Origin of the sequence: Bacillus sp. V3-13, from assembly GCF_002860165.1 — a bacterium.
Taxonomy (GTDB): domain Bacteria; phylum Bacillota; class Bacilli; order Bacillales; family Cytobacillaceae; genus Bacillus_BJ.
The window spans coordinates 1-24,898 of the sequence record NZ_PGUZ01000040.1 but is presented as its reverse complement, the minus strand read 5'-3'; the positions used below and the strand labels follow the sequence as shown (position 1 = coordinate 24,898).

Annotated in this window: 23 protein-coding genes and 1 pseudogene; 16 read left to right on the top strand and 8 right to left on the bottom strand. The window is 41.3% G+C overall.

Annotated elements, in window-relative coordinates:
- Nucleotides 1–101: 101 nt before the first annotated feature.
- From CU633_RS15210 to speD, 3 genes are all read left to right on the top strand, one after another.
- Nucleotides 102–983, top strand: coding sequence for a carbohydrate ABC transporter permease (locus tag CU633_RS15210; protein WP_101661445.1), 882 nt, complete (start codon nucleotides 102–104; stop codon nucleotides 981–983).
- A gap of 32 nt (nucleotides 984–1,015) precedes the next feature.
- Entirely contained in the window at nucleotides 1,016–1,825 is an 810-nt protein-coding gene (locus CU633_RS15205; protein WP_101661444.1) for a carbohydrate ABC transporter permease, read from the top strand.
- Nucleotides 1,826–1,987: 162 nt separating this feature from the next.
- Entirely contained in the window at nucleotides 1,988–2,827 is an 840-nt protein-coding gene (gene speD, locus CU633_RS15200; protein ID WP_101661443.1) for an adenosylmethionine decarboxylase, read from the top strand.
- A 330-nt stretch (nucleotides 2,828–3,157) separates the two neighbouring features.
- Here the strand turns inward: speD and CU633_RS15195 are convergent, their stop codons facing one another.
- Complete coding sequence (locus tag CU633_RS15195; protein WP_101661442.1) at nucleotides 3,158–3,652, bottom strand: DinB family protein; 495 nt, start codon at nucleotides 3,650–3,652, stop codon at nucleotides 3,158–3,160.
- A 42-nt stretch (nucleotides 3,653–3,694) separates the two neighbouring features.
- Nucleotides 3,695–4,051: an alpha/beta fold hydrolase gene (locus CU633_RS15190; RefSeq protein WP_142383420.1), complete on the bottom strand. Its 357-nt coding sequence runs from the start codon at nucleotides 4,049–4,051 to the stop codon at nucleotides 3,695–3,697.
- A gap of 288 nt (nucleotides 4,052–4,339) precedes the next feature.
- On the opposite strand from CU633_RS15190, the gene recQ reads away from it, so the two are divergent.
- Nucleotides 4,340–6,478 carry a DNA helicase RecQ gene (gene recQ / locus CU633_RS15185; protein ID WP_101661440.1) on the top strand — a complete coding sequence of 713 codons (2,139 nt, stop codon included), beginning with the start codon at nucleotides 4,340–4,342 and terminating at the stop codon, nucleotides 6,476–6,478.
- 54 nt (nucleotides 6,479–6,532) lie between these two features.
- On the opposite strand, the gene CU633_RS15180 is transcribed toward recQ, so the two are convergent.
- Both CU633_RS15180 and CU633_RS22905 read right to left on the bottom strand, forming a co-directional pair.
- Nucleotides 6,533–6,931 (bottom strand): VOC family protein, encoded by a 399-nt coding sequence (locus CU633_RS15180; RefSeq protein WP_101661439.1) that lies wholly within the window; start codon nucleotides 6,929–6,931, stop codon nucleotides 6,533–6,535.
- 346 nt (nucleotides 6,932–7,277) lie between these two features.
- Nucleotides 7,278–7,418, bottom strand: coding sequence for a hypothetical protein (locus tag CU633_RS22905; RefSeq protein ID WP_180954984.1), 141 nt, complete (start codon nucleotides 7,416–7,418; stop codon nucleotides 7,278–7,280).
- A 161-nt stretch (nucleotides 7,419–7,579) separates the two neighbouring features.
- Here CU633_RS22905 and rlmD point away from each other — a divergent pair, with 161 nt between their 5' ends.
- Nucleotides 7,580–8,950 carry a 23S rRNA (uracil(1939)-C(5))-methyltransferase RlmD gene (gene rlmD / locus CU633_RS15175; RefSeq protein WP_101661438.1) on the top strand — a complete coding sequence of 457 codons (1,371 nt, stop codon included), beginning with the start codon at nucleotides 7,580–7,582 and terminating at the stop codon, nucleotides 8,948–8,950.
- Nucleotides 8,951–9,567: 617 nt separating this feature from the next.
- On the opposite strand, the gene CU633_RS15170 is transcribed toward rlmD, so the two are convergent.
- Entirely contained in the window at nucleotides 9,568–10,473 is a 906-nt protein-coding gene (locus CU633_RS15170; protein WP_101661437.1) for a nuclease-related domain-containing protein, read from the bottom strand.
- A gap of 882 nt (nucleotides 10,474–11,355) precedes the next feature.
- On the opposite strand from CU633_RS15170, the gene sstT reads away from it, so the two are divergent.
- The 11 genes and pseudogenes from sstT to CU633_RS15120 form a co-directional block, all read left to right on the top strand.
- Nucleotides 11,356–12,594, top strand: a complete 1,239-nt coding sequence (gene sstT, locus CU633_RS15165) for a serine/threonine transporter SstT (protein ID WP_101661436.1) — start codon at nucleotides 11,356–11,358, stop codon at nucleotides 12,592–12,594.
- A gap of 944 nt (nucleotides 12,595–13,538) precedes the next feature.
- Nucleotides 13,539–15,008 (top strand): protein adenylyltransferase SelO, encoded by a 1,470-nt coding sequence (locus tag CU633_RS15160; RefSeq protein WP_101661435.1) that lies wholly within the window; start codon nucleotides 13,539–13,541, stop codon nucleotides 15,006–15,008.
- Between the two features lie 108 nt (nucleotides 15,009–15,116).
- Nucleotides 15,117–15,902 carry an SDR family oxidoreductase gene (locus tag CU633_RS15155; protein ID WP_101661434.1) on the top strand — a complete coding sequence of 262 codons (786 nt, stop codon included), beginning with the start codon at nucleotides 15,117–15,119 and terminating at the stop codon, nucleotides 15,900–15,902.
- Nucleotides 15,903–16,016: 114 nt separating this feature from the next.
- Nucleotides 16,017–16,178, top strand: coding sequence for an SDR family oxidoreductase (locus CU633_RS15150; RefSeq protein WP_374703380.1), 162 nt, complete (start codon nucleotides 16,017–16,019; stop codon nucleotides 16,176–16,178).
- Between the two features lie 78 nt (nucleotides 16,179–16,256).
- Nucleotides 16,257–16,994 (top strand): SDR family NAD(P)-dependent oxidoreductase, encoded by a 738-nt coding sequence (locus CU633_RS15145; protein WP_101661433.1) that lies wholly within the window; start codon nucleotides 16,257–16,259, stop codon nucleotides 16,992–16,994.
- 358 nt (nucleotides 16,995–17,352) lie between these two features.
- Nucleotides 17,353–17,934: a TetR/AcrR family transcriptional regulator gene (locus CU633_RS15140; RefSeq protein ID WP_219620965.1), complete on the top strand. Its 582-nt coding sequence runs from the start codon at nucleotides 17,353–17,355 to the stop codon at nucleotides 17,932–17,934.
- Between the two features lie 211 nt (nucleotides 17,935–18,145).
- Nucleotides 18,146–19,111, top strand: a complete 966-nt coding sequence (locus tag CU633_RS15135; RefSeq protein ID WP_219620964.1) for an FAD:protein FMN transferase — start codon at nucleotides 18,146–18,148, stop codon at nucleotides 19,109–19,111.
- Nucleotides 19,112–19,130: 19 nt separating this feature from the next.
- Nucleotides 19,131–19,547 (top strand): FMN-binding protein, encoded by a 417-nt coding sequence (locus tag CU633_RS15130; RefSeq protein WP_219620963.1) that lies wholly within the window; start codon nucleotides 19,131–19,133, stop codon nucleotides 19,545–19,547.
- A 56-nt stretch (nucleotides 19,548–19,603) separates the two neighbouring features.
- Nucleotides 19,604–20,452, top strand: a complete 849-nt coding sequence (locus CU633_RS23105; protein ID WP_219620962.1) for a carboxylesterase/lipase family protein — start codon at nucleotides 19,604–19,606, stop codon at nucleotides 20,450–20,452.
- Complete coding sequence (locus CU633_RS23100) at nucleotides 20,422–21,096, top strand: carboxylesterase family protein (RefSeq protein WP_257958845.1); 675 nt, start codon at nucleotides 20,422–20,424, stop codon at nucleotides 21,094–21,096. The genes CU633_RS23105 and CU633_RS23100 overlap by 31 nt, the downstream gene beginning before the upstream one ends.
- A gap of 154 nt (nucleotides 21,097–21,250) precedes the next feature.
- Nucleotides 21,251–21,502 (top strand): annotated as a pseudogene (locus CU633_RS15120) (23S rRNA (uracil(1939)-C(5))-methyltransferase RlmD); the annotation flags it as partial.
- Between the two features lie 365 nt (nucleotides 21,503–21,867).
- Here the strand turns inward: CU633_RS15120 and CU633_RS15115 are convergent.
- From CU633_RS15115 to CU633_RS15105, 3 genes are all read right to left on the bottom strand, one after another.
- Nucleotides 21,868–22,185, bottom strand: a complete 318-nt coding sequence (locus tag CU633_RS15115; protein WP_101661430.1) for a hypothetical protein — start codon at nucleotides 22,183–22,185, stop codon at nucleotides 21,868–21,870.
- Between the two features lie 39 nt (nucleotides 22,186–22,224).
- Nucleotides 22,225–23,133 (bottom strand): YbfB/YjiJ family MFS transporter, encoded by a 909-nt coding sequence (locus CU633_RS15110; RefSeq protein WP_374703379.1) that lies wholly within the window; start codon nucleotides 23,131–23,133, stop codon nucleotides 22,225–22,227.
- 196 nt (nucleotides 23,134–23,329) lie between these two features.
- Nucleotides 23,330–24,448, bottom strand: coding sequence for an IS3 family transposase (locus tag CU633_RS15105; protein WP_101661428.1), 1,119 nt, complete (start codon nucleotides 24,446–24,448; stop codon nucleotides 23,330–23,332).
- Nucleotides 24,449–24,898: the final 450 nt, after the last annotated feature.

The window sequence follows — 24,898 nt, the reverse complement described above, 5'->3', positions numbered from 1 at the left end:
ATCAAACTGTGTCAATTGATATCGATTTTAGGAAGAAGGAGTGGGAAAAAGCTTAAACGGAGTTTAAAAAGAGAGAAGTTTGTTTTTAGGGGAGTGTTCTGATGAAATTGAAACAGTACAAAGCGCTTTACTTTTTCATTCTGCCGGGGTTGGCCTTGTATTTAACCTTTTTTGTCTATCCCACTTTCAGCGCCTTATTTTATTCCTTTACAAACTGGGATGGTTTAACGGCTGATTATGACTTCGTTGGATTGGAAAATTATGTAAATATCTTCACAAATGATTCGATATTTGCAAAAGCGTTCGGAAATAACTTGAAGTTTATGCTGTTTGTCGTTATTTTTCAAACCTTATTTTCATTAATCTTTTCCTTATATCTGGTCAGGAATACAAAGACGAATGTTTTCCTGAGAGCCCTTTTCTTTTTCCCGACGATCCTGTCGTCGGTTTCCGTTGCTTTTATCTGGGCATTTGTTTACGATCCCAATTTGGGAATTTTAAATACGGTCCTTGAAAGGGCGAATCTGAATTTTCTTTCGCAAAATTGGCTCGGGAATGAAGATTTGGCCATATACTCGATTGCCGTTGTTCAAGTTTGGTTTCATACCGGCCAAATGATTATTCTTTTTGTAGCCGGACTGCAAAACATCCCCGCTGATTTATTTGAAGTAGCCAAAATCGAAGGCGCATCAAGGTGGCAAAGGTTTCGTTTTGTCACATGGCCGATGCTTGCTCCTGCCGCAACGATCGTCATCGCTTATACGACGATCCAGTCCTTTAAAGCCTTTGACCTGATTTATGCGATGACAAGGGGCGGCCCCAATTATGCTACTGAAATCCTTGCGACTCTCATCTATTCAACCGCTTTTAAAGGCTTCCAATTTGGTTATGCATCAGCCGAATCGGTGATTTTCATGATGGTCGTTGCCCTCATTACTTATCTGCAGTTCAGGGCTCTTCGTGCCAACAGAATCAATGAATAACTTAAATAAAGAGAACAGAAATGGGGGGTTAGATGAAGATTTTCAAAGGCGGGATGCTCGCCATCTACGCATTGTTAATTATCATTCCGATTGTCTCAATCTTCTTTACTACATTTAAAAGTTCCAAGGAAATGTATGATAATATTTTAGGGCTGCCAAGTTCGTTTACGTTTGCCAATTATATTGAGTTGTTTGCCAGCAAAACGATGAGCACTTATTTTATGAACAGCGTCATAGTCACGATTTTCTCAGTGACATTTACCTTGTTTTTCGCAAGCTTAATAGCCTATGCACTGACAAGAATGTCCAACTGGTTCGGAAATTCGATTTTTGCATTGTTTACACTGGGAATGATGGTGCCGGCCCAGGTCAATATGAGTCCTTTATACGATCTCGTTTATAGCCTCGGCCTTACAAATACCCGAATCGGCTTGATTGTTGTCAATACGGCTGTTACCTTGCCGGTCGCTGTATTTATTTTAACAGGCTTCATGAAATCTCTTCCCAGGTCATTATTTGAAGCAAGCATGATGGACGGTGCATCCAATTGGGCTATTTACAGAAGAATCGCGATTCCTCTTTCATTGCCGTCACTGGCTGCTACTTCGATCTTTTTGTTCGTCATGCATTGGAATGACCTTTTTTATCCATTGTTATTCATTACGGAAAACAAGTATAAAACCTTGCCGCTTGCTTTACTGGAATTCCAGGGCGAGTATATAACCAATTATCCAATGCTGTTTACCGGCGTCATCATCGCTTCAGCCCCAATGGTGATCGCGTATGTTTTCTTGCAGAGATACTTTATTGCCGGAATGACTGCCGGTTCGGTAAAGGGATAGAACTTCGGTGGCTGCTTTACTATACACAAGTAGAGCAGCCATTTTTTTTTCGGCCAGTTTTTTATGGTCAAAAATGGGTATGATAAAAATATTTAAGTTTATCTGCCAAGCCGAAATTGGCCATCAATCCAAACATCGCCACAGCAGAGAAGGGGAATTCATATGAAACTAACCAAAGAGCAGCGTATCCAACTGCATGGCTTCAATAATTTAACCAAATCATTAAGTTTTAATATGTATGATATTTGCTACACGAAAACAAGGGAAGAACGCGAAGCTTATATTGAGTACATTGATGAGCAATACAGCGCTGAGAGATTAACAAAAATTTTAAATAATGTTGCCGATATTATTGGAGCGCACGTATTAAATATTGCTATGCAGGATTATGTTCCGCAGGGGGCAAGTGTCACAATGCTCGTTTCAGAAGGACCGGTGGTCGAAGTGCCGACTGAATCTTTTGAGGAGTCGCCCGGTCCGCTTCCGGAAACGGTGGTAATGGCATTGGATAAGAGCCATATTACTGTCCACACCTATCCGGAATACCATCCTGATGAAGGAATCAGTACATTCAGGGCCGATATTGATGTGTCAACATGCGGAGAGATTTCTCCGTTAAAAGCCTTGAACTACTTGATTCACTCTTTTGATACGGACATTATGACGATTGATTACCGTGTGCGCGGTTTTACGCGCGATAAACACGGACATAAGCTGTTTATCGACCATGACATTAACTCTATCCAAAACTATATTCCGGAAAATATCAAGAGTTTATATCAAATGTTTGACGTAAATGTATACCAGGAAAATATTTTTCATACCAAATGCAAGCTTAAAGATTTTGACTTAAACAACTATCTTTTTGGCTACACAAAAGAAAAGCTCACTCCCGAAGAACGTGAGGAAATAACCGATAATCTTCAAACAGAAATGGATGAAATCTTTTACGGGAAAAATATCACTTATGACTCAATGGAGGAAGAGGAAGAAAATGAATGAAAATGCAGCCGGCCGGCTGCATTTTCAGGCTTTCGAGAAACACCTTTTTTAAAAAATTAAAATGTAAAAGAGTGTATAAAGTCCTATCATAAACATCTTTAAATCAAAAGCCGATATTTCTACTGTAAAGAAAATATCGGCTTCGAATATTTAACTATTGTTGTCTCGTTAGTGGGGTGCAAGGCTGTTGAATGAACACCATACCTGATTCACCTTTATTGTGGTGCTAACGTTTTCCGTTAACGATTAAAGACAGTATTATTAAAAAAACACAGGCAGCAGCAATTGGTACATAAAAAGATGTTCCAGACTGCCGTTTGCTATCTGGAGTTACTGATCCCCAACAGCGTGGGAACTCTTCTTCACACTTGAATGTTCAATGATACGCTTCATTGATTCAATCTGCCCCATATGAATTCCTTCGTGAAATAACACGAGACTAGCGATTTCCTCAAATGTTTCAAAACCCCCGAAAGGTTCTGCCAGCGTCATATTCAACCTCTCAGCAGGAATATGTTGAAGACGGACTAACTGATCCTTTAATTGTAGGACTAACTCGTCTAATGAAGGAATCTTTCCTTTCCAGTCAGTTGGTTTTGTTCCCCTTCCAAATAGTTCGAAATAATTTACCGGGAGGGCGTCCGTTCTTCCATATGGGAAACCAACAAGTTCTTCAGTGATTATTAAGACATGTCCGATATGCCAACGAATAGTATTGTTGAATCCCTCTGGTTGAATATCTGCTATTTCTCTTGAGACCGATTTAACAGTCTCAATAAAAAAACCTCTAGTCATCTCATATTGTTGGAAGATTAGTTTGCTCATAACTTTATTCCTCCGTATAAATTCTTTTTCACTGCTATTTAGTCAATCCAATTTTTTGATCCGCAGATTTTTAATATCCTGGGCAACCTCGGACAAATCGTTGTTGAGCTGATGTCCGCGCCCATCAAGCTGGCGAATTATTGCCTCCGGAAGCTTTTCCGCATACAGTGCAAGGTGGCTAAAAGGCACCACTTTATCGTCACGGCTATGATAAAAGAAAATACGTTGTATTTTGGAGAGCCTTGACTTAAAGTCTTCATGCAATGCATATTCATCAACTTCCCAATTTTCAGCACCCCAGTAGGGAGACGCGATGAGGAACATAACAAAATTTATTATTTTCCTAATTGTAGCACAAGGCAGTTGAGGTTTTTTCTTATCGATTGCTGTCTTTGACACTCATAATAAATCTATGTTGTTAAGTTATCCTGCCCGTTTCGCTGAACAACCAAATATACATAAAAAATTAGCTTAATATAGGGTTTTAAAATTGAATTTATAGAAATTCATTATAAATAGGGATATTATAACCAATAACTTTCTGCTTTTTTCATCATAGATTAGACGAAGAGGAGATTACATTCCCAGGAATTATTGATACAATAATAAACAGCATCGCCAAAACCCCACTCTATTAAAACTTCTGTAAATACCCCGCCATACTATTTCAAGAGAGGAGAAAATTCTTTGTTTGAACAAGCCCGCCAACTGTTAAAAAAATATTATGGTTATTCTTCTTTTCGCCACGGTCAGGAGCAGTCCATCCAGTCTGTGCTCAACGGCAACAACACGATCACTGTCATGCCGACGGGTGGAGGCAAATCGATATGCTATCAAATTCCGGCTCTGATTTTGCCTGGGACAACGATTGTAATATCTCCGCTGATTTCATTAATGAAGGACCAGGTCGATGCGCTTATGCAGCATGGCATTCCCGCAGCTTTCATTAACAGCTCGCTCGGCATCCAGGAAGCGAGACAAGTAATGGCTGAAGCGAAGCAAGGAGAGTACAAGCTCCTATATATCGCCCCGGAGAGGCTCGAGTCCCGCGATTTTGTCGAAGATTTAAAGAGCATGCCCATTCCGTTAGTCGCTGTCGATGAAGCACACTGTATCTCGCAATGGGGCCATGATTTCCGGCCAAGCTACTTAAACATCCAAAGAATCGTCGACAGCCTGCCGGATAAACCGATCGTGCTGGCATTGACGGCAACCGCGACACCAAAGGTCCGTGAAGACATTTGCGCCTCGCTTTACATCGATGAAGAAAACTCGGTCATTACCGGATTCGAACGAAAGAACCTGTCTTTTTCAGTAATTAAAGGGCAGGACCGTTATGCCTTTTTGAAGGATTATCTGAAAAAGAATGAAGCGGAAGCAGGCATCATTTATGCGGCAACGAGAAAAACGGTCGACCAGCTTTACGAACGTCTCCGCAGGGATAACATTAATGCCGCCCGCTACCATGCAGGGATGAACGATGCTGAACGGATCAGCGAGCAGGACCGTTTTTTAAAAGATGAAGCGACGGTCATGGTTGCGACATCCGCATTTGGAATGGGAATCGACAAATCGAATATCCGCTATGTGATCCATTTCCAGCTTCCGAAAAATATGGAGAGCTATTACCAGGAAGCCGGCCGTGCCGGACGCGATGGCCTCGATAGTGAGTGCATTATTTTGCATTCTTCCCAGGATGTACAAATCCAGCGTTTTCTGATTGATCAATCGACCGAAAGATCAAGGATGCAGCAGGAGCTCGAAAAGCTGCAGCTGATGGTCGACTATTGCCATACTGAAAATTGCCTGCAGGAATATATTCTTCATTATTTTGGCGATCGTAATACGGCGCCGTGCGGACGCTGCGGCAATTGTACCGATTCCCGCGCCAGCGTTGATGTCACGAAAGAAGCACAAATGATCATGTCGTGTATAATCCGGATGGGCCAGCGTTTTGGAAAAACGATGATTGCCCAGGTACTAACCGGGTCAAAAAATAAGAAAATCAATGACTTTGGTTTTCAAAGCTTGCCCACTTATGGAATATTGAAAGAGAAGAGCGCAAAAGAGGTGAGCGACTTAATCGAATTCCTGATTGCAGAGGAGCTTCTGGCTGTTCAACACGGGCAATTTCCAACGATTTATACGACAGCAAAAGGTAAGGATGTCCTGCTTGGCAAGCAAACCGTGCAGAGGAAAGAAGCGGTCAAAACAAGGACGGTTGCGAATGACGATCCTCTGTTTGCCGAGCTGCGTGAATTGCGGAGAACGATTGCTTCTGAAGAAAAAGTCCCGCCATTCGTTATTTTCTCCGATACCAGCTTGAAGGACATGTGTACCAGGCTGCCACTTTCGGATGCCGAATTCCTTGCAGTGAGCGGTGTCGGGGAACATAAGCTGAAGAAGTACGGCGAAGCGTTTATCCAGGCGATCATCACGTTCTGTGAAAATAATCCGGACCGCCAGCCTGAAATAAACCGTGAACCCACTCCAGCCAAAAAAGTGAAAAAATCCATCGGAGATTCCCACCTTGTCACGCTTGAATTGCATCAAAGCGGTTTAACAATTGAGGAAATTGCAAAGAAACGGGAAATGGCGGTCAGCACGATTGAAAACCACTTATTGCAGTGCGCCAGAGATGGCCAAACTGTTAATTTTGATTTGCTCATTCCTGATCAGTTTAAGTATCTGATAGAACAAGCAGTTGCAGAAGCAGGCAGGGGGAAACTTAAGCCTATTAAAGAACTGCTTCCTGATGAGGTTTCTTATTTTATGATCAAGGCTTATTTTTACTGGTCCAAGGAAAAGGTAGGAGTGGAAGAATAAGAGGCGAGGAGAAACCAGATATGGTTTCTCCTCATATTAAGTAAAGTTAAGTAATCAGACTTCTGCTTTTCCTAAAATGGTGTTGATCCTCTCTTGCTTCTCCCCTTCACTCAAATACTCAAACAATCCAAGGCGATTTCCCCATGGATCAGAAAAAGTGCCCCATTTGACCGGAACTTCTTCCCGCGATTCGATAGCAAAATTTTCGATATTCAATGCATTCATTAGCCTTTCCCGTTCTTTTTCAATATCCGTTACACCTAAGCGGATTGGTCCGCTCCCTTCTGATGGGGTTCCTTCAGCGACTTGCAGCCAGCAGCCGGGAATCAGCTCCCATTCTGCAAACCCATCATGTGGAATAAAATCAGGTTTTCTTTTTATTAGTGTTTCATACCATTTTTGGCCTTCTACCATGTTTGAGACACGAACTTGTACAGTCATTTCATAGATCATTTGAATTCCTCCTCGTCAACTTTTTTTCCTAATAATTCAGGAGGAAACATCCGATCTCCTTCATGTGGTATAAACTTTAGCAAACTGGGAGAAGCAAAATTGCTAAATCGTTATGAAAAATTCCTGAATCGCTAAGATGAATCATTTTTAATAGGGTTGTATATCGCTGGAAAAATATTAAGAAAAAAAGGAGTATTATATCCAAAATTTATCTTCTTTTCTTTTTCTTCCGTTTCTTATGCTTTCCAAATCTTTTTTTTTGAAGAAAGCTCTTTTTTTCGTTCTCCCATATATAATTCAGCCAAAGGATAAAAGGATTCAAAATCTTCTGGAGAAACTTCCAAGTCTAAATAAGTAAGCGTACTCTCCCGGATATCTTGACATACTTTCCCAGCAAATCGGAATGAACAGGCTGCTGCGGGGTTTCTTCTAAACTTTTATCTGTAAGTACGCTGACTAAAAGAGGACTGATACCCAGGATGCCCATTTTGGAGATCTCCTTTCAAAAAAAAATGATCACAAAGGATGGAGTTTATTACCTGTTTCTTTGTTTCAATAATAACATGCTGTTTCGCAATGAACACTTCATTATGATACAATTTTGCTAGTAAAATTAGCCACGGAAACTATAAGCAAAGGAAGTATCCCATGAGCAAAACGATTCCAGTTCGAAAAAATGATTATATAGATGTTGAATTTGAAGATCTGACGCATGACGGAGCGGGTGTAGCGAAAGTGGATGGCTACCCAATTTTCGTACCCGGTGGATTGCCAGGCGAAAAAGCGACAGTCAAAGTTATTAAGACAAACAAAGGGTATGGTTTTGGGCGGTTAATTGAACTGCTTGAAAGAAGCCACTTCCGGATTGACGTGGAGGAAAGCGATGCCCATAAATATGGCGGCTGCCAGCTTCAGCACATCAGCTATGATGCTCAGCTGAAGTATAAGGAAAACCAGGTCCGGCAGGTGCTGGCCCGAATCGGCAAGCTCGAAGACGTTAAAGTCCATCCGATTCTGGGCATGGAGAACCCATGGCACTATCGAAACAAGGCCCAGGTGCCTGTTGGCGAAAAAGACGGAAAGCTGATCGCCGGCTTTTTCAAACCACGGACTCACGAAATCGTCGACACCAATGAAAGCCTGATTCAGCTTCCGGAAATCAATGAGGCGATCCAGACAGTTAAGGAAATCTGCAGTGAACTCGGGATTCAGGCTTATCAGGAAGAAACGCATAAAGGTGTGCTTCGCCATATTATGGCCCGGTATGGCCAACAAACAGGCGAGCTGATGGTCGTGATTATCACAAGAACAGAAAATATCCCACACCAAAACGAATTGATCGAGAAAATCGTTGCCCGTCTCCCTAAGCTAAAATCAATCGTCCATAACGTTAATTCCAAAAGGACAAACGTTATATTGGGAGAAAAAACGAAGGTGCTCTGGGGCAATGAAACCATCTATGATTACATCGGAAACGTTAAATTTGCGATTTCCGCTCTGTCTTTTTATCAGGTGAACCCGGTTCAGACAAAGGTATTGTACGACAAAGCGCTTGAATACGCCGGATTGACAGGCGAAGAATCTGTCATCGATGCCTATTGCGGAATTGGAACCATTTCACTGTTCCTTGCCCAAAAAGCAAAGAAGGTTTTTGGTGTTGAGGTTGTTCCGGAAGCAATTGAAGATGCGGGGCGGAATGCTGAACTGAATGAGATCTTTAATGTGGAATTCGCGGTCGGGGAAGCGGAAACGGTCATTCCGAAATGGTACAAAGAAGGAAACAAGGCTGACGTATTAGTTGTCGACCCGCCACGTAAAGGCTGTGATGAAGCCTTGCTTCAAACGATTATTGAAATGAAGCCGAAGAAGGTTGTATATGTATCGTGTAACCCGGCCACCCTTGCCCGGGATTTGCGGATCCTTGAGGATGGGGGATATAAAACGATTGAAGTTCAGCCTGTTGATATGTTTCCGCAGACTACGCACGTTGAAGCAGTTGTGAAGCTTAAACGCATATAACACCGACGTTTTACTTGTGGCGCGGGGAATCGTAATCATAAGTACATGAGGTTTTTTAATGTAAATGCCAATAATGTTAAGTTGAGATAAGTCCCTCATCCAGGCGATGAAGGACAAAATTGCGTAAGTGAGCTGGGGAAAAGTCCTTCATTCAGGTGATGAAGGACAAAATTAGTTAAGTGAGCTGGGGAAAAGTCCTTCATGCAGGCGATGAAGGACAAAATTAGTTAAGCGAGCTAGGGAAAAGTCCTTCATCCAGGCGATGAAGGACAAAATTAGTTAAATGAGCTGGGGAAAAGTCCTTCATCCAGGCGATGAAGGACAAAATTGCGTAAGTGAGCTAGGGAAAAGTCCTTCATTCAGGTGATGAAGGACAAAATTAGTTAAGTGAGCTGGGGAAAAGTCCTTCATGCAGGCGATGAAGGACAAAATTGCGTAAGTGAGCTAGGAAAAAGTCCTTCATCCAGGTAGTGAAGGACAAAATTAGTTAAGTGTAGGCCACGGCAATGAAGGACCAATTCACATAAATGAGGTAGGGAAAATTGTGCTGTTATAGATTTAAAAAATAAAAATAGCAACAAGGCATCTTTGAAGTTCAAACATAATTATTTTGTTTTTTATTCGTAAAAGGACCATTGATGAACCCCTACTATTTTAAAATTTTTTTCTAGAATCCTTGTTATCCTCTTTTTAGATGCTACTACTTTGCACCATTCATGAATTACATTAGTATTAATCTTTCGATTAGGAAAAAGAAGCTTAAATTCTTTCACATTCCGCATTACGGCAATTGCAACTACTTCTTCGTACCCACATTCTTTACAAACACATTTCCTTCCCTCGACAGAAATTGAAAACGAGGTGCACTTGTTACAAGTAATTCCTTTTCTCAGTTGGTCATAATCATAAGATGGTAATAACATAAAAGGAGAGTCTTTAATATGAAGTGAAATTAATTTATCAGCCAGCATCTTGTGTTTTCCATTTAACTTTGATGATGTTTTATTTAGATTTTTTAAATATCTATTAACCTGAGTTGGGAAAATAAATGGTTTATTGAGAGGTGTTTGGTATAAGGTGAATTCGGGGTTGATAAAAACGATTGAAGCATTAATAGGTATATTTATACCAAGGTTTTGGAGTAACTGACGTAATAAAGATTCGCTTCTATTCAATTGGATTAGTGGATTATTAATTTCAGAATTGGGTTTCTTGTATAACCTATCTGATTCGTAATAATAATCCCCTTCATAATTCTTCACTTCGAAAAAGTAAATGGTTTCTGAAGTAATAATCAGTGAGTCGATTTGGAAGATGGTGTTATTTAGTTTGAGCAGCAAATCATTTAATATAATGCATTCACACTGAAGCCTTTCTGTTAATGAATCAAATATTTTCTCCCCTTCATAACCCTTTTTAAGGTTGAAATAGTGCTGCTTGTCTTTATCAGACAAACTCATTCGAGTGTTTAAGATTTTTAAAATGAGTAAATCAGCAGGTTCAGTACGAGATTTGTAAGGCATAGCTCACATCCTTTCTTAATCGAAACTTAAAATCTATTATAAAATATACCTGGGCAATTGTCTTAAATAACATCAATATTTTATTAAAAACTTCTCCATACATCGAGCCATTAAATGATGATAGAGCTTACCTACAGCCCTCCTTGTAATAATCCTTAGAATCATCAGTAATTGTAAAACCTCATTTAGATAATTACGGAGAACCTTATCATATAGAGAGAAAATATTGTAGATACAGTGGAGAATGCTTTTCATTGGTATCAGTAGACAATTCGTATTGTCGATGCTTTGGCAGCTAACCACGGGTCAAAAGCTTTGTCACACAATCTAGATTTTATTGTCTACGGGCCAACGAGAACTGGGAAGATGAAATTGAAGTGAACAGCATGGATATACAATCTCACTCGGTCATGATGATTGAAATAGCGCGCGATTGTCGATGGCCTTTCCAAAACTTGCAGTGCTTTTTTCATTTAGGTCACCCTGCATTTATAAAAAACTCCCCACCTGAGAGTTATAAATTCCTTTGGAATAGTAATCGCTCATTCGAACAGATTGTCGGTACTGTTGTGCCTCATGACTTATTCGAATATTTTGATAGTTAAAACATTATTTTTCGAAAATAATAATATTGTAATTAATCTAAAATATTCATTATAATATTATCTGAGAAAGACATTTGTATTTATGTGATGGAATTGGTCATCCACCGAAGAAGTAAATCTTCCAGATCCCTATTTAATTAGAAATGACTGCTATTGGATGAACCTTTGGAGAGACTCATAAAGACACCGAAGGAGAAAATCGCAAGGACAAACTCTAGCTAAAGGGAATGTGGAACATATCTAATAAATGTCATTTAAACTAGTGGGGGAAATATCTATGAAAAGTCTACTGAGAAAGTGGAGTCAGGTGAGTTTGGTTAAACAAATAATTGCAGGTTTGATCATTGGTATTATCCTGGCTGTAACGATCCCGGACGTTGCAAAACCGGTTGTCATTTTAGGTTCTTTATTTGTAGGTGCTTTGAAAGCAATTGCACCTGTATTAGTACTGTTCTTGGTTATGTCGGCCATCGCGCAACACAAACGTGGCCACAAAACAAATATGAAAACCATTATCGTCCTTTATCTTTTAGGTACCTTTTTAGCAGGACTAATAGCCGTTATTGTAAGCTTTATGTTTCCTGTAAGCTTAAAACTTGCAACAGGCGCTGAGGACGTGACGGCGCCTGGCGGTGTTGTAGAGGTTCTCAAAACCTTGTTGCTGAACGTTGTCGATAACCCGGTGAAAGCCATTTTTAATGCTAACTATATCGGTATTTTAGCTTGGGCGGTTCTTCTTGGTGTTGCTTTAAAAAATGCCGCTGATACTACAAAAACGATGATTGCTAATTTTTCAGATGCTGTGTCCAAAATTGTTACATGGGTCATCAGGTTTGCTCCATTAGGAATCATGGGTCTAGTATTTGAATCTATTACGACAAATGGAATTGGGTCTTTACTAAGCTATGGAAAACTATTAGCAGTTTTGATTGGTTGTATGGTTTTTGTGGCCCTTGTTGTCAATCCAATCATTGTGTTCTCAGTTATCCGCCAAAATCCATTCCCACTCGTATTTAAGTGCTTAAAGGAAAGCGGTATTACAGCATTCTTTACACGCAGTTCAGCTTCAAATATTCCTGTAAATATGAGATTATGCGAAAATCTAGGTTTGAATAAGGATGCATATTCAGTATCTATTCCATTAGGCGCAACCATCAATATGGCTGGTGCCGCTGTGACTATTTCTGTTTTGACACTTGCTGCGGTTCATACACTGGGTATTCAAGTGGACATACCTACTGCATTAATCCTCAGTGTACTGTCAGCTGTATGTGCTTGCGGTGCTTCAGGCGTTGCCGGCGGTTCCCTATTACTGATTCCTTTGGCATCCAGCTTATTCGGGATCCCGGATGATGTTGCGATGAAGGTAGTTGGTGTTGGCTTTATCATAGGTGTTTTACAAGACTCTTTTGAAACTGCACTTAATTCGTCCACAGACGTACTTTTCACTGCAGCAGCTGAATTTAAGGAGTGGCGTAAAGAAGGGAAAAAGATAGATATTCAAAAAGTGGCATAAAGAAATAATCTTTCTATCTGTGATTGAACTGCACCCCAATTATTAGAGACTAACAATTGGATGGCAATATGCACACCAGCACCCTATGTGTTGCCGCATACACTCTGAACATATGGAGTGCTGTGCCTGGCTGATTAAGAAAAAGCGCATTTTACCTTATATGCCAGCTCGAGTTAAATTAACTCGGGCTTGTTTTCTGTAGGAACTAATGCTATTCAGCAAACGTGCTATGTTGTGGAATAAGACTTTATAAGAAAATTGGACATTTTGTTAAAGTTACAGAGAAGATTGTGAAGAATAGTACGAACAGGCAGATTAGTTCAATAAGCAGGTATTTTTTATACCGTGTAGAAATATAAATTTTTCCACAAATTGAGTAAAAGAGCTAATATGAATAAAGAAGAACTCGGAAAGTTATATCCCATTAGAGTTGAACAATATGACCCGAATTGGACTTCATTGTATCAAAAAGAAAAGCAAATCATTGAGAATAGTCAATACTAAATATGTTTTTGTGTTCCCTCAGACTGATGGTTTGAGGGGATTTTTTATTAGAGTTTTATGAGCGTTATATAATATATATATTTCCACATAATTAATACTTTTGTGTGCCTGTTTTAAAGAATGCGTTTTTAAGATCATTTCCATATTATATGAAGTATTGAGCGCACAGTTAAGAATATAGGGAGTAACGGAGGTGGAGGTCGCTTCCATGTTTTTAACCTTCGCGTCTCGGATTTCAGTACATACCTCCAAAAGATTAAAGGGGGTCATCTTTGTGTGGAAAGGGTATAATAAATTGGCAGAAGCAGACATTATAAAGGGCTGCCTTGTGCTGATATGGAAAGCAGACAACTAAAAAATTATAAAGAATGCCTATGATTTTTGTTTTATGTAAAAGTAAAATTAGAATACAGAAAGAAAAAAGAGGAAAAGGAGATACGATGACAAAAGAAATAAAAGAAACAGGATGGAACTTGGACAACAGTTATGCCCGTCTGCCGAAATTATTTTTTAAAAGTCTTAACCCAACCCCTGTACGCTCACCGAAGCTGATCATTCTCAATGATTCACTGGCAGCATCGCTGGGTTTGAACGCCGAGGCGCTGCAAAGCGAAGATGGCGCAGCTGTGCTTGCTGGAAACCGGATTCCTGAAGGTGCTTTGCCTCTTGCTCAAGCTTATGCGGGGCATCAATTCGGGCATTTTACGATGTTAGGGGACGGCCGGGCCCTGTTGCTAGGCGAGCAGATGACTCCCCTGGATGAGCGGTTTGATATTCAACTCAAGGGATCAGGCAGAACGCCGTATTCCAGGGGGGGCGATGGTCGAGCTGCACTTGGTCCGATGCTGCGCGAATACATCATCAGCGAAGCAATGCATGCGCTTGGTATTCCCAGCACCCGCAGTCTGGCGGTGGTGACTACCGGTGAGTCAGTAATCCGCGAAACCGCCCTGCCTGGTGCAATTCTGACACGCGTGGCTGCCAGTCATCTGCGCGTCGGCACCTTTCAATACGCTGCAAAATGGGGCACAGCTGAGGAACTCCGAATTTTAGCTGATTATACACTAAAGCGCCATTTTCCATACGTTGAAGCTGATGAGAACCGTTATCTTTCGCTGCTTCGTGAAGTAATCAAGCGTCAGGCCATCCTGATTGCCAAATGGCAACTGGTTGGCTTTATCCACGGGGTGATGAACACCGACAATATGACCATTAGCGGAGAAACCATCGATTATGGTCCTTGCGCCTTTATGGATGAATATGACCCGGCTACGGTATTCAGTTCCATTGACATTCATGGCCGCTATGCCTATGGCAATCAGCCGAATATTGGAGGGTGGAATCTCGCGAGATTTACTGAATCCCTATTGCCGCTGTTGCATGCAGACCAGGAGGAGGCTGTCCAACTGGCCCAGGATGCAATTTCAGAATTTCCGGAGTTGTATCACCATAATTGGCTCGCAGGAATGAGAGCAAAACTGGGGATATTTAACGAAGAGAGACAGGATGAATCCCTTATTGAAGACCTCCTCAGTATGATGCAGAAGCATCGTGCGGACTATACCAATACCTTCCGCGCATTAACTTTTGATAGACATGAGGATACGGTCCTGTTTGGGACCCCGGAATTTGCTCAGTGGCATGAGCTGTGGCAGGAGAGGCTGGGCAGGCAGGAGCAACCGAAAGCCTCCTCGAGTCAGTTGATGCGGAACAGCAATCCTGCGGTAATCCCTCGGAACCACCGGGTAGAAGCAGCACTGGAAGCCGCAGTGAAACAAGGAGACTACAGCGTGATGGAAAGGCTTCTTGATGTTCTTTCAACTCCTTACGCGCACTCTCCAGAACAGGCTGAATACGCCACACTGCCTGAGCCATCAACCCGTCCTTACCGAACCTATTGCGGGACATGATATACAATTATGAGGTACATTATCATAAGTTATTCAACATTCCAGATATCTTACGATAGTATGGTTTTTATTCAAATTTAGAAAGAACAACAAGGGAGGATAATCATAATGAGCAATCGTTTTGATGATAAAGTAGTATTAATTACAGGTGCAGGCTCTGGTTTAGGTCAAGCATCTGCATTACAAGTAGCAAAAGAGGGTGCAAAGCTTTCGCTTGTTGATTTAAATGCTGCGTCTTTAGAAGAAACTAAACGTAAAGTATTAGAAGTCACACCAAATGCAGAAGTGTTGTTAATCACTGCTAATGTGGCAGATGAAAAAGCAGTTGAAAACTATGTAAACGAAACAGTCGAAAAATATGGAAGAATTGATGGTTTCTTCAACAATGCAGGAATCGAAGGGAAACAAAACCTAACAGAGGATTTTGGTATTGATGAATTCCAAAAAGTCGTAAGTATTAACTTAAATGGTGTGTTTTATGGTATGAAATTCGTGTTGAAAGTCATGAGAGAACAAGGTTTTGGCTCCATTGTCAATACTGCTTCAGTTGGTGGTATTCGTGGAGTAGGAAACCAATCTGGTTATTCAGCTAGTAAACATGGTGTGGTTGGATTAACAAAAAACTCTGGTATTGAATACGGTCAATACGGTATCAGTGTCAAAGCCATTGCACCTGGCGCCATCATGACACCAATGGTCGAAGGTTCATTAAAACAAATTGATCCAGTCAATTGGGAAGAAGTTGGAAAACAATTTGTTGAGCCAAACCCAATGAAGCGTTTCGGCAAACCAGAAGAAGTTGCTTATTTAGTTGCTTTCTTACTTTCTGATCAAGCAAACTTTATCAATGCAACCGTTATTCCAATTGATGGCGGACAATCTTATAAATATTAATTCGAACACTATAAGGGTGGCTTAATATTTTGGGTGTCTTTTTTGTAATGTACGTGTGAATTCAATCCATCCATCACCTGTTAATACAAGAATGATGCGTTCTTTAGAAGAAGGATTGAATGTAGAACAAGAACAGCATTAGCACAAAGTATTCCATTAGGACGTTATGGTGAATCAACTGATATTGCTAATTTAGTTTTATTCCTCGCTTCTGATGAAAGTGCATTTATCACGAGAGTTCAGTATAGAGTTGACGGTGGTATGGGAGCGTTATAAGTTTTCATCTAACATAAAATATCAATATAACAAATGATGATCTTTTATAAAACATTAAATGAGAGAGGATGTATTGACATGAGTAAATTGCAAAATAAAGTAGCAGTCATTACAGGGGGGGCATCAGGCATTGGTGCTGCAACTGCAAAGTTATTTGTTGAAGAGGGCGCAAAAGTAGTACTTGTGGACCTAAACGAAGAAAAAGGGAAAGCATTTGAAGCAGAGTTAAAGGTACAAAATGCAGAAGCGCTTTTTGTAAAAGCAAACATTACAATTGAAGAGGAGGTACAAAATATTTTCAAAGAGGCAGTGGATGCTTTTGGAAAAGTAGATATCGTATTTAATAATGCAGGGATTGGGCGTGTTACACCAACAGAGGAGCTTTCCTATGATGAATGGCGCAACACAGTCAATGTGGACTTAGATGGTGTATTTTTAGTAGCACGTGAGGCCATTCGTGAAATGCTGAAATCAGGTGGTGGCACTATCGTCAATACAGCTTCTATGTATGGTTGGGTAGGTTCACCTGGGTCGGCAGCATACAATGCAGCAAAAGGTGGGGTTCTCAACTTAACACGCTCACTTGCGTTAGAATATGCAACTAAAAATATTCGTGTGAACTCTTTAGCACCAGGCTTTATTGATACACCAATTATTCCTGAAGAAAGTAAAAAGGAGCTTGCTTCTATTACACCAATGCAACGTCTTGGCAAAGCAGAGGAAATGGCAAAAGCTGTATTATTCATGGCTTCGGATGATTCATCCTTTATGACAGGCAATACATTAACAGTTGACGGTGGATATACGGCACAATAAGAAAGTCAGTAAAATAAAACCAATCGAAAAATTGACCCTTTTTCAGCAATACTGGTTAATAGAAGATGATAAGTTATTCCATTATAGGGCGCGATTGTGGAATAAAAAGATGTTTAGAAACAACTTTATTGTCATCAATCTTGTGTGCGGTCTTTAGGTTAGAATTAAAAGAAAATAATATTTTTTGAAGCAGCCGCATTTTTCAACGGAAGAATGCGGCTTTACGTAGTCAAATGTTGAAAGACTTTATTGTCATTCAATAATTTTGGTAATTAAGATTGACGGAAAAATATAGTAATGCTATAGTATGAATGAATATTAAAAATGTTCATTCGGAATGATGGAGGTTGGTTACTTGATAGATAAAAAAGCAGCTATCTTTAATTCAGGAAGGGAGTTATTTTACTCAAAAGGATTCAAAGACACTAATGTTTCAGACATAGCAAAGATGGCCGGAATTGGGATAGGTACTTTTTATAACTACTACTCCTCGAAAGAGAAGCTTTTCTTAGAGATTTATCTAAAAGAAAACGAGAAACTTAAAAAGAGTATTGTGGAATCTATTGACCTGAATGATGATCCCGTAACGCTGGTTACAAAGCTAGTGAAACAGAACATCAGTGCCATGAACTCAAATCTGATACTAAAGGAATGGTATAACAGGGATCTCTTTAGTAAACTGGAGCAGTATTTTTATGACCAGGGCGGAATAGAGAGCATTGATGAACTCATGCATAGCGGTAAAGCAGAGTTAATTAAAAAATGGAAGGCTGAAAGGAAAATAAGGGATGATCTGGACGATGAGCTTATATTCGCCCTTTTTAACTCTATACTTTATATCGATATTCATAAAAGAGAAATCGGGATTCAGCACTTTCCACAGATTTTGTATTACTTAACGGAGTTCATAATGAAAGGCTTAACTGATTGCCGAAAATAGATAGATACAGGCAGTCATTTTTTTGCCCGTACATGAATGAATTTATCAAATATTCATTCACGTACAGGAGAGTATTATTTCAGTGTGAATTATCCAGTTACCGAGTACTGCTCAGGTAGTTTTAGATTTAACTTATATTGTGAAATGATTCGCAAGTGGTACTTCCAGGACAAAAATATTACAGGAGAAGTTAGAGAAAGGAGTGGTGCAAGTGGACAAGGCGGTAGTTGCCCATTCAATGAACGTTGGGATGAGCACAGTGATGACTCACAGAGCTTTCGGCAAGCATGCTGAGGAATCTCTTAGAGCAGTCCGCGATGAAGCTGTACGGCTGGAAGAACTGCTGAGCCGTTTTATACCCGGAAGCGAGATAAGCAGGATCAACAGGTCTGCAGGTATGAAATACGAAAGGCTGAGCGGTGAAACGTATGAGGTACTATCACGTGCTATTGAATTCTCAAGATACTGCCAGGGCCTCTTCGATGTCACTATTGGGCCTTTAGTAACCTTATGGAACAACGGCAAGGATACGTTCAAGCCTCCAGAGGAATCAAGGATAAGGAATATTCTTCCTTTGGTGGACTATTCTGACTTGTTATTGGATCCCTGCGAAAAGGCTGCCGGACTTCAAAGGCTGGGCCAGTCCATTGACCTGGGGGGTATAGGAAAAGGGTTTGCCGGCGATAAGTTTTTGGAGGTATTTAAGAAATACGGCGTCTCATCAGCTTTTACAAATATCGGAGGGAATGTGGTGGCTTTAGGGACAAAGCCTGATGGTTCCCCGTGGCGTGTGGGTATCCAGCATCCCAGGCAGGAAAACAGCTTAATGGGTCTTGTTTCTGTGGCTGACAAGGCAGTGGTTACATCCGGGGACTATCAGCGATACTACATTGGCAGTAACGGTAAAAGGCATCATCATATCCTGGATCCATCTACCGGATATCCGGCGGAATCAGGTTTGGTAAGCGTGACCATAGTTGCCGATAGCTCCATGGCTGCTGATGCGTTGTCCACCATATTGTTCGTAGCCGGGATGGAAAAGGGGCTTGAACTTCTAAGACGATTCTCCGGAGCTGAAGCCATTCTCGTGGACATAGACTTACAGGTTCACGTTACGGCTGGCTTGAAGGAATGCTTTCAGGCCGGTGAAGGTATAAGCGTGAATATCTTAACTTAAATGGAAGGGGAAGATTAGAATGAAAAGGAAGGGGAAGATTGGAATGCTAATAATTATACTGGTAATTTTTGTTGTGACGGGTTTGGGAGGAGCGCTTATTTTTACTTCGGGGGAACGCCGAGAAGGTAGAAGCCTCCCTATCACTGATGTGGATTTTAAACAGCTTAATGACGGCACTTATATTGGGAAATATGAAGGTGGGATGTACAAATGGAGGGCCAATGAAGTTCAGGTTACAGTGTCTTCAGGCAAGGTCACTGATATTAAACTACTAAAGCATAAAGAGAACCAATCGCCGGAATTCACAGATAAGTTATACAATAGAGTAATCAAATCACAGTCGCTGCAGGTGGGCACCATAAGCGGTGCAACCATTACTTCCAAGGCCTATCTAAAGTCGGTGGAAAACGCCCTGGACAAAGCACAAAAAAAGTAAGAGAGGAAATCTGGATAGTCTCTTTTCGATCCAAAATATTTGAAGGAGGTATACACATGAATACAGTTGTCAAAACACGGCATGGTGAGGTGCGTGGCATTGTTGCCGATGGAGTGTTCACTTTTAAAGGTATTCCCTATGCAGCGCCACCGTTTGGTCCCAATCGGTTCCTGCCACCACAGCCGGTTGAGCCCTGGCACGGTGTACGAGACGCCCTCACCTATGGCCCGGAGGCACCTCAGCTGCGCCCTGACCCGCAGGCTGCGGAGCTTGCCCCGGATCCTGCCGTCCCTGGTGAAGACTGCCTGAACCTCAACATCTGGTCTCCGGACCTGGGGTTGGCCGGGCTGCCGGTCATGGTGTGGATTCCCGGAGGTATGTTTGAGCTTGGATCGGGGGCGACGTATAACGGCAGCCGCTTCGCCCGCGACGGCATCGTATGCGTGACCATCAATTACCGTGTCGGTGTCGATGGCTTTCTCTATCTTGGCGACGGAAACGCCAACCTCGGTTTGCTTGACCAGGTCGCCGCTCTGGAGTGGGTAAGGGATAATATTGCCGCCTTCGGAGGGGATCCCGGCAACGTCACCATCTTCGGTGAGTCGGCTGGTGCGATGAGCGTCGGCACGCTGCTTTCCATGCCCCGCGCCGATGGCCTTTTCAGGCGAGCCATCGCCCAGAGTGGAGCGGCTCATCAGGTGATCTCGGCTGCCACTGCACAGCAGATTGGCCAGTATCTTGCCCGGAAGCTTGGCGTCGAAGCAAGCCTAGAGGCGATCGCAGCGGTCCCACTCGATCGCCTGCTTGCGGCGCAGGCGGAGTTGAAGCTGATCTTCTTGCGCATCCCGACCCTGAGCGCTGGGGTTTTGAGTTGGTGGCCAGTACGCTACCGTGGCAGCCTGTAGTCGACGGGGAGATCATCCCTGCACGTCCTATTGATCGCATTGTTGCCGGATCCGGTGCGGGTGTCGATATCCTGGTCGGCACGAACACCGACGAGTGGAGATTGTTCCTGGTAGCCAGTGGCGCAATCAACCATGTTACCCATGAAGCTTTGGCCGGGGCTGTGGCGGCATACGGACTCCCGGTAGAAGCGACATTGGCGGCCTATAGCGCAGCACACCCAGGCGCCAGTCCCGGCGATCTGCTCGCGGCTATCCAGACCGACTGGTGGTGCCGTATTCCCGCTATCCGCCTGGCCGATGCACATGCGAGGCGCACCTCGGCCACCTATATGTACGAGTTTGCCTGGCGTTCGCCACAGCTCAACGGACTTCTCGGTGCTTGCCATGCGCTCGAGATTGCCTTCGTTTTTGACACGCTCGACAAGGGATTTAAGCCGATGGTAGGGCCGCTTCTGGGAGACAACCCTCCGCAGCAGCTTGCTGACACCATGCATGCTGCCTGGGTTGCGTTTGCCACCAATGGAGACTGCGGTTGGCCGAAGTATGATCTCAACCGCAGAGCAACCATGCGCTTCGATACGACCTCGGTGGTTGTGGACGATCCTCGAGCCGTAGAGCGGGAGCTGTGGGAAGGTGTGCGTTAGGTTTTACAGCTGCCAATTCCTATAAGTAAATTTGCCCAATTATAGATGTGTATTATACAACCAAAGCACTTGCACTTTTCTTTTTGGTTGAATCTGAGACTTCAAGATTACAAGTATTCTTGATAATAAGAAAGCTCTGCTTTCGCTTCAAAATAAAGAAGGAAACGAGGCTGACGTATTAGTTGTCGATCCTACGCGTAAAGGTTGCAATGGAGCCTTGCTTCAGACGATTATTGAAATGAAGACGAAGAAGGTAGTTTACGTTTCCTGCTACTCCGCTACACTTGTGGCCAGGGATTTGCGGATCCTTGAGGATGGGGGATATAAGACGATTGAAGTGCAGCCTGTCGATATGTTTCCGCAGACTATTCATGTGGAGTGCTGTACCTGGCTGACTAAGAAATGAATTTGATGCAGCGCATTTACCTTGGATCTATCATCATATGCCGGCTCGAGTTAAATTAACTCGGGCTTTTTTTCTGCATATATGCTCTTTGTAGAAACCTATACTATTCAGCAAACGGGCCAGATTATTGAGGAAGAGCTGCCAATTTAACCATTTAATTAAGGTAAATAAGTGTAGATTAATAGTGGTGAACCGTATAAACATAGTTATGGCATTTAGACCGAAGCATTGAGGAAACCATAATATTCCTCATTTCCTTAGTGATTTGAATCGAAATCACGCTTTTCCTTTCGTCAAATCACTAGGTCAGCAAGCGCAGCGCGGTAGCCTTGACTGAACTCGGGGATTGATGAATTATGCGACAACTATAATGACAAACACCGTAATTCAATAGGCAAAGTAGATTTTTGATATGAGGTAAGTCCTGGAGTAAATTTAGTGTTGTAATCAAAAATTTGATTTGAATAAACGACATCTACAATAGGCAAAATTTTTCGGTTTAATATTCCTACAGTAATTTCTTTTCCAAGAACAAATTCTTCAAGAAGAATATTATTTTCAAATTTAGATGCTTTTTCTACAGCCTCCGGATAGTGTTTTTCTTCTTTCACAAGAAAAACACCTTTGCTGCATCCTTGTGAAATAGGTTTAACTATAAAGGTAATTCCTAGTTTTTCAACTATAGATTCATAAGGAGTAAGTTCTTTAGTTGTATCTAAAAGTTAAATTAAAGACTTTTGTTTAACTTTAAAACTTGAAATTTTATCAGAAATAAGAAAAGTCACGAGACCAACTAATATAACAACTGCAGATAATATAAAAGATGGAACATAGGAGACATCCTGATGTAAAAACGACGTCGCAACTGGACCCAACAATTGTCCTATCCCATATACTGCGGTTATACCAGCAATAAGTTGTTGGGGGGCATCTGGCCGCAATTCACGAGCCTTCTCAAATGATAAGACTGTAATCCCTATAAATGTTCCACCAAACCCTATCCCACTAAGAATTGTGAAAATAAGGGAGGAAGAGATTATAACAAAAACAATTGCAGTTAATTGTACAATATAGGCTATAGAAAGAGTTCGAATTAAAGATAGACGATTTCGCAGCCACATCCAAAACAAACAAGAAGGGATAGCCGCTAATCCAGTTATAGCCCATATAACAGAAGGCGAAATAGGTAAGGTTTCATTACTACTTAACAGTGCAACTATAAAAGTACCAAAAATAATATATCCAAATCCCTCACAAAAATAACAAAAATATAAACCGAGAACAGAACGCTTAGAATCAGTTGAGTCTTTTTTGTGTGGAGAATGTAATTTTTGGATAGATTCAGGTAAGAACCTATAGAAAATCAATGTGAAAACAATACTAATTAGTCCAAGCGTGATCCAAATAACTCTCCAGTTAGAGATAGGCATTAATAATGGAACTAAAAAACCAGAAAGAAAAATTCCGAATCCCACACCTCCAAATATAATTCCATTTCGATTTTTGCCTTCGTAATTATGAATTACTTGAGATATCCATCCGGATATAAATACAAAAACAATTGCGCTTGTAACCCCTGAAATAAAACGTAATATTAACCAAATGCTAAATGACATAGAAACACCCATCAAGATAGTGGTGACAATGTATGATGGACCCCATTGTCAAGACACGGATTCTTAAAAGTTAAGGTGCATTCTCTTACCTTGTGTCATTATGAGCGTGGGGGTGCTCATGAAACGTGGAATCTCATACGGCGGTTCTACAGAGGAGAACATGCTGAAAGGGCAAACATTCTCCCACTTATAGAACAATGTGGAGGGGATGTCAAGAGCTATAGTAGACAGAGGACGGTGTCTGATAGTCTAATGACTGATGAAGTCTGGTATGGTTATAAAAGTCAATGTATTTTGTAATGCCCTTTCTTGCTTCACGTGGGCTTGTATATTCATTCAAATAAACTTCTTCGTATTTGATAGAGCGCCAAAAACGCTCGGTAATAATGTTATCAAGAGCCCGGCCCTTACCATCCATGCTAATTTTCACTTCCGCGGATTTGACTAGATTCGTATATTGTGGACTAGTAAAATGACTTCCTTGATCGCTATTCAATATCTGGGGGCGAGCCTGGGAAAATCCATGATTTACAGCCTCAAGTACGAAATCGATCTCAAGGGTTTGGTCTAATTCCCAGCTTACTATATAACGAGAGTACCAATCAATCAAGGCTACTAAATACATCCAGCCGCGTTCTAGGCGAATGTACGTGATATCAATGCCCCAAACATGATTAGGTTGACCAATCTGAAGCCCTCGAAGCAGATATGGATAGATCCGGTGCTGCATGTTACGTTTACTGAGGTTTGGACCTGGATGAATGCCTTCAATACCCATTTCTCTCATATGGCGCTGAACAGCTTTTCGATTGATGAGCAGCCCGTCTGCTTCTAAATGTTCTTTTATACGACGTGAACCAAAAAATGGGTGTTTCGTGTAAAGCTCATCGATGCGATTTTTGATGATAATCTCCTCTTGGGATGGCTCCACAGGCTTATAATATAGACTGGATCTATTAAGACTTAATAGATCAGCCTGGGCCTTAATAGGCAGTTGTGAATCCTCCCAATCTAATAAATCCAGCCTTTCTTTTCTAGTCTTTAATGCCAGATTTTTTTTAAGCCACGACAGCTGCGTGGTTAGCTTGCCGACTTCGGCGTATAGGTTTTGAATCTGGTCTTCATAATCAGAGATGAGTTGATCCTGTTTTTTGTTCTCTTTCGTAAACAGTTGCGGCATTTGTTCTAAAGCTGCATTTTTCCATTGCCTCAATTGGTTTGCATGGATCCCATGTTGGGAAGCGAGTTCGCTTAAGGACTTCTCTTCCTTCAATATTTCTAGCACGATTTGAGATTTAAACTCTGGAGTATATCGATTTCTTTTTGTCATAAACCTACTTTAACATCTCCTCATTTCGTGTCTAGTTTTATGGGTCCATTATAATATGATAAAGACGACAAGATAATAAATTAATTGGATAAAGGTAGGACGATATTGTAATAAAGGTATCGTCTTTATCTTTTTTATATGGTTTAAACTGTCCAGTTCATTTTGTTCGATATTCTCAAGTGTATAAGCTGACTTTAAAACTTTAACAATCGGGCGCAAGAATTGAACATTAATAGGCTGTAGTAGCAGTCCATTTTTCTCTTTCTTTACTTTGTTAAATTGTAGGATAGTTTAGGTTTGAAGTTGAATTAATACAGAAAAAGGAGTTGATTGATTTGGTTGGCATTATTAAAAAATTATACTTTCACTTTGTAGTTTTGTTTTCGGTCAGGCGTGTTGATTAACCAGTTTTATACAGTAAAATAAATGAAAAAAAGACACTTTTCTTGT

Coding starts and splice junctions, on each gene's coding strand:
- CU633_RS23105 (WP_219620962.1), top strand. CDS start 19,604: ATGAATACAGTTGTCAAAACACGGCATGGTGAGGTGCGTGGCATTGTT.
- CU633_RS15210 (WP_101661445.1), top strand. CDS start 102: ATGAAATTGAAACAGTACAAAGCGCTTTACTTTTTCATTCTGCCGGGG.
- CU633_RS15170 (WP_101661437.1), bottom strand. CDS start 10,473: ATGCCTTACAAATCTCGTACTGAACCTGCTGATTTACTCATTTTAAAA.
- CU633_RS15130 (WP_219620963.1), top strand. CDS start 19,131: ATGAAAAGGAAGGGGAAGATTGGAATGCTAATAATTATACTGGTAATT.
- CU633_RS15205 (WP_101661444.1), top strand. CDS start 1,016: ATGAAGATTTTCAAAGGCGGGATGCTCGCCATCTACGCATTGTTAATT.
- sstT (WP_101661436.1), top strand. CDS start 11,356: ATGAAAAGTCTACTGAGAAAGTGGAGTCAGGTGAGTTTGGTTAAACAA.
- rlmD (WP_101661438.1), top strand. CDS start 7,580: ATGAGCAAAACGATTCCAGTTCGAAAAAATGATTATATAGATGTTGAA.
- speD (WP_101661443.1), top strand. CDS start 1,988: ATGAAACTAACCAAAGAGCAGCGTATCCAACTGCATGGCTTCAATAAT.
- CU633_RS15195 (WP_101661442.1), bottom strand. CDS start 3,652: ATGAGCAAACTAATCTTCCAACAATATGAGATGACTAGAGGTTTTTTT.
- CU633_RS15180 (WP_101661439.1), bottom strand. CDS start 6,931: ATGATCTATGAAATGACTGTACAAGTTCGTGTCTCAAACATGGTAGAA.
- CU633_RS15160 (WP_101661435.1), top strand. CDS start 13,539: ATGACAAAAGAAATAAAAGAAACAGGATGGAACTTGGACAACAGTTAT.
- CU633_RS15145 (WP_101661433.1), top strand. CDS start 16,257: ATGAGTAAATTGCAAAATAAAGTAGCAGTCATTACAGGGGGGGCATCA.
- CU633_RS22905 (WP_180954984.1), bottom strand. CDS start 7,418: ATGGGCATCCTGGGTATCAGTCCTCTTTTAGTCAGCGTACTTACAGAT.
- CU633_RS15155 (WP_101661434.1), top strand. CDS start 15,117: ATGAGCAATCGTTTTGATGATAAAGTAGTATTAATTACAGGTGCAGGC.
- CU633_RS15105 (WP_101661428.1), bottom strand. CDS start 24,448: ATGACAAAAAGAAATCGATATACTCCAGAGTTTAAATCTCAAATCGTG.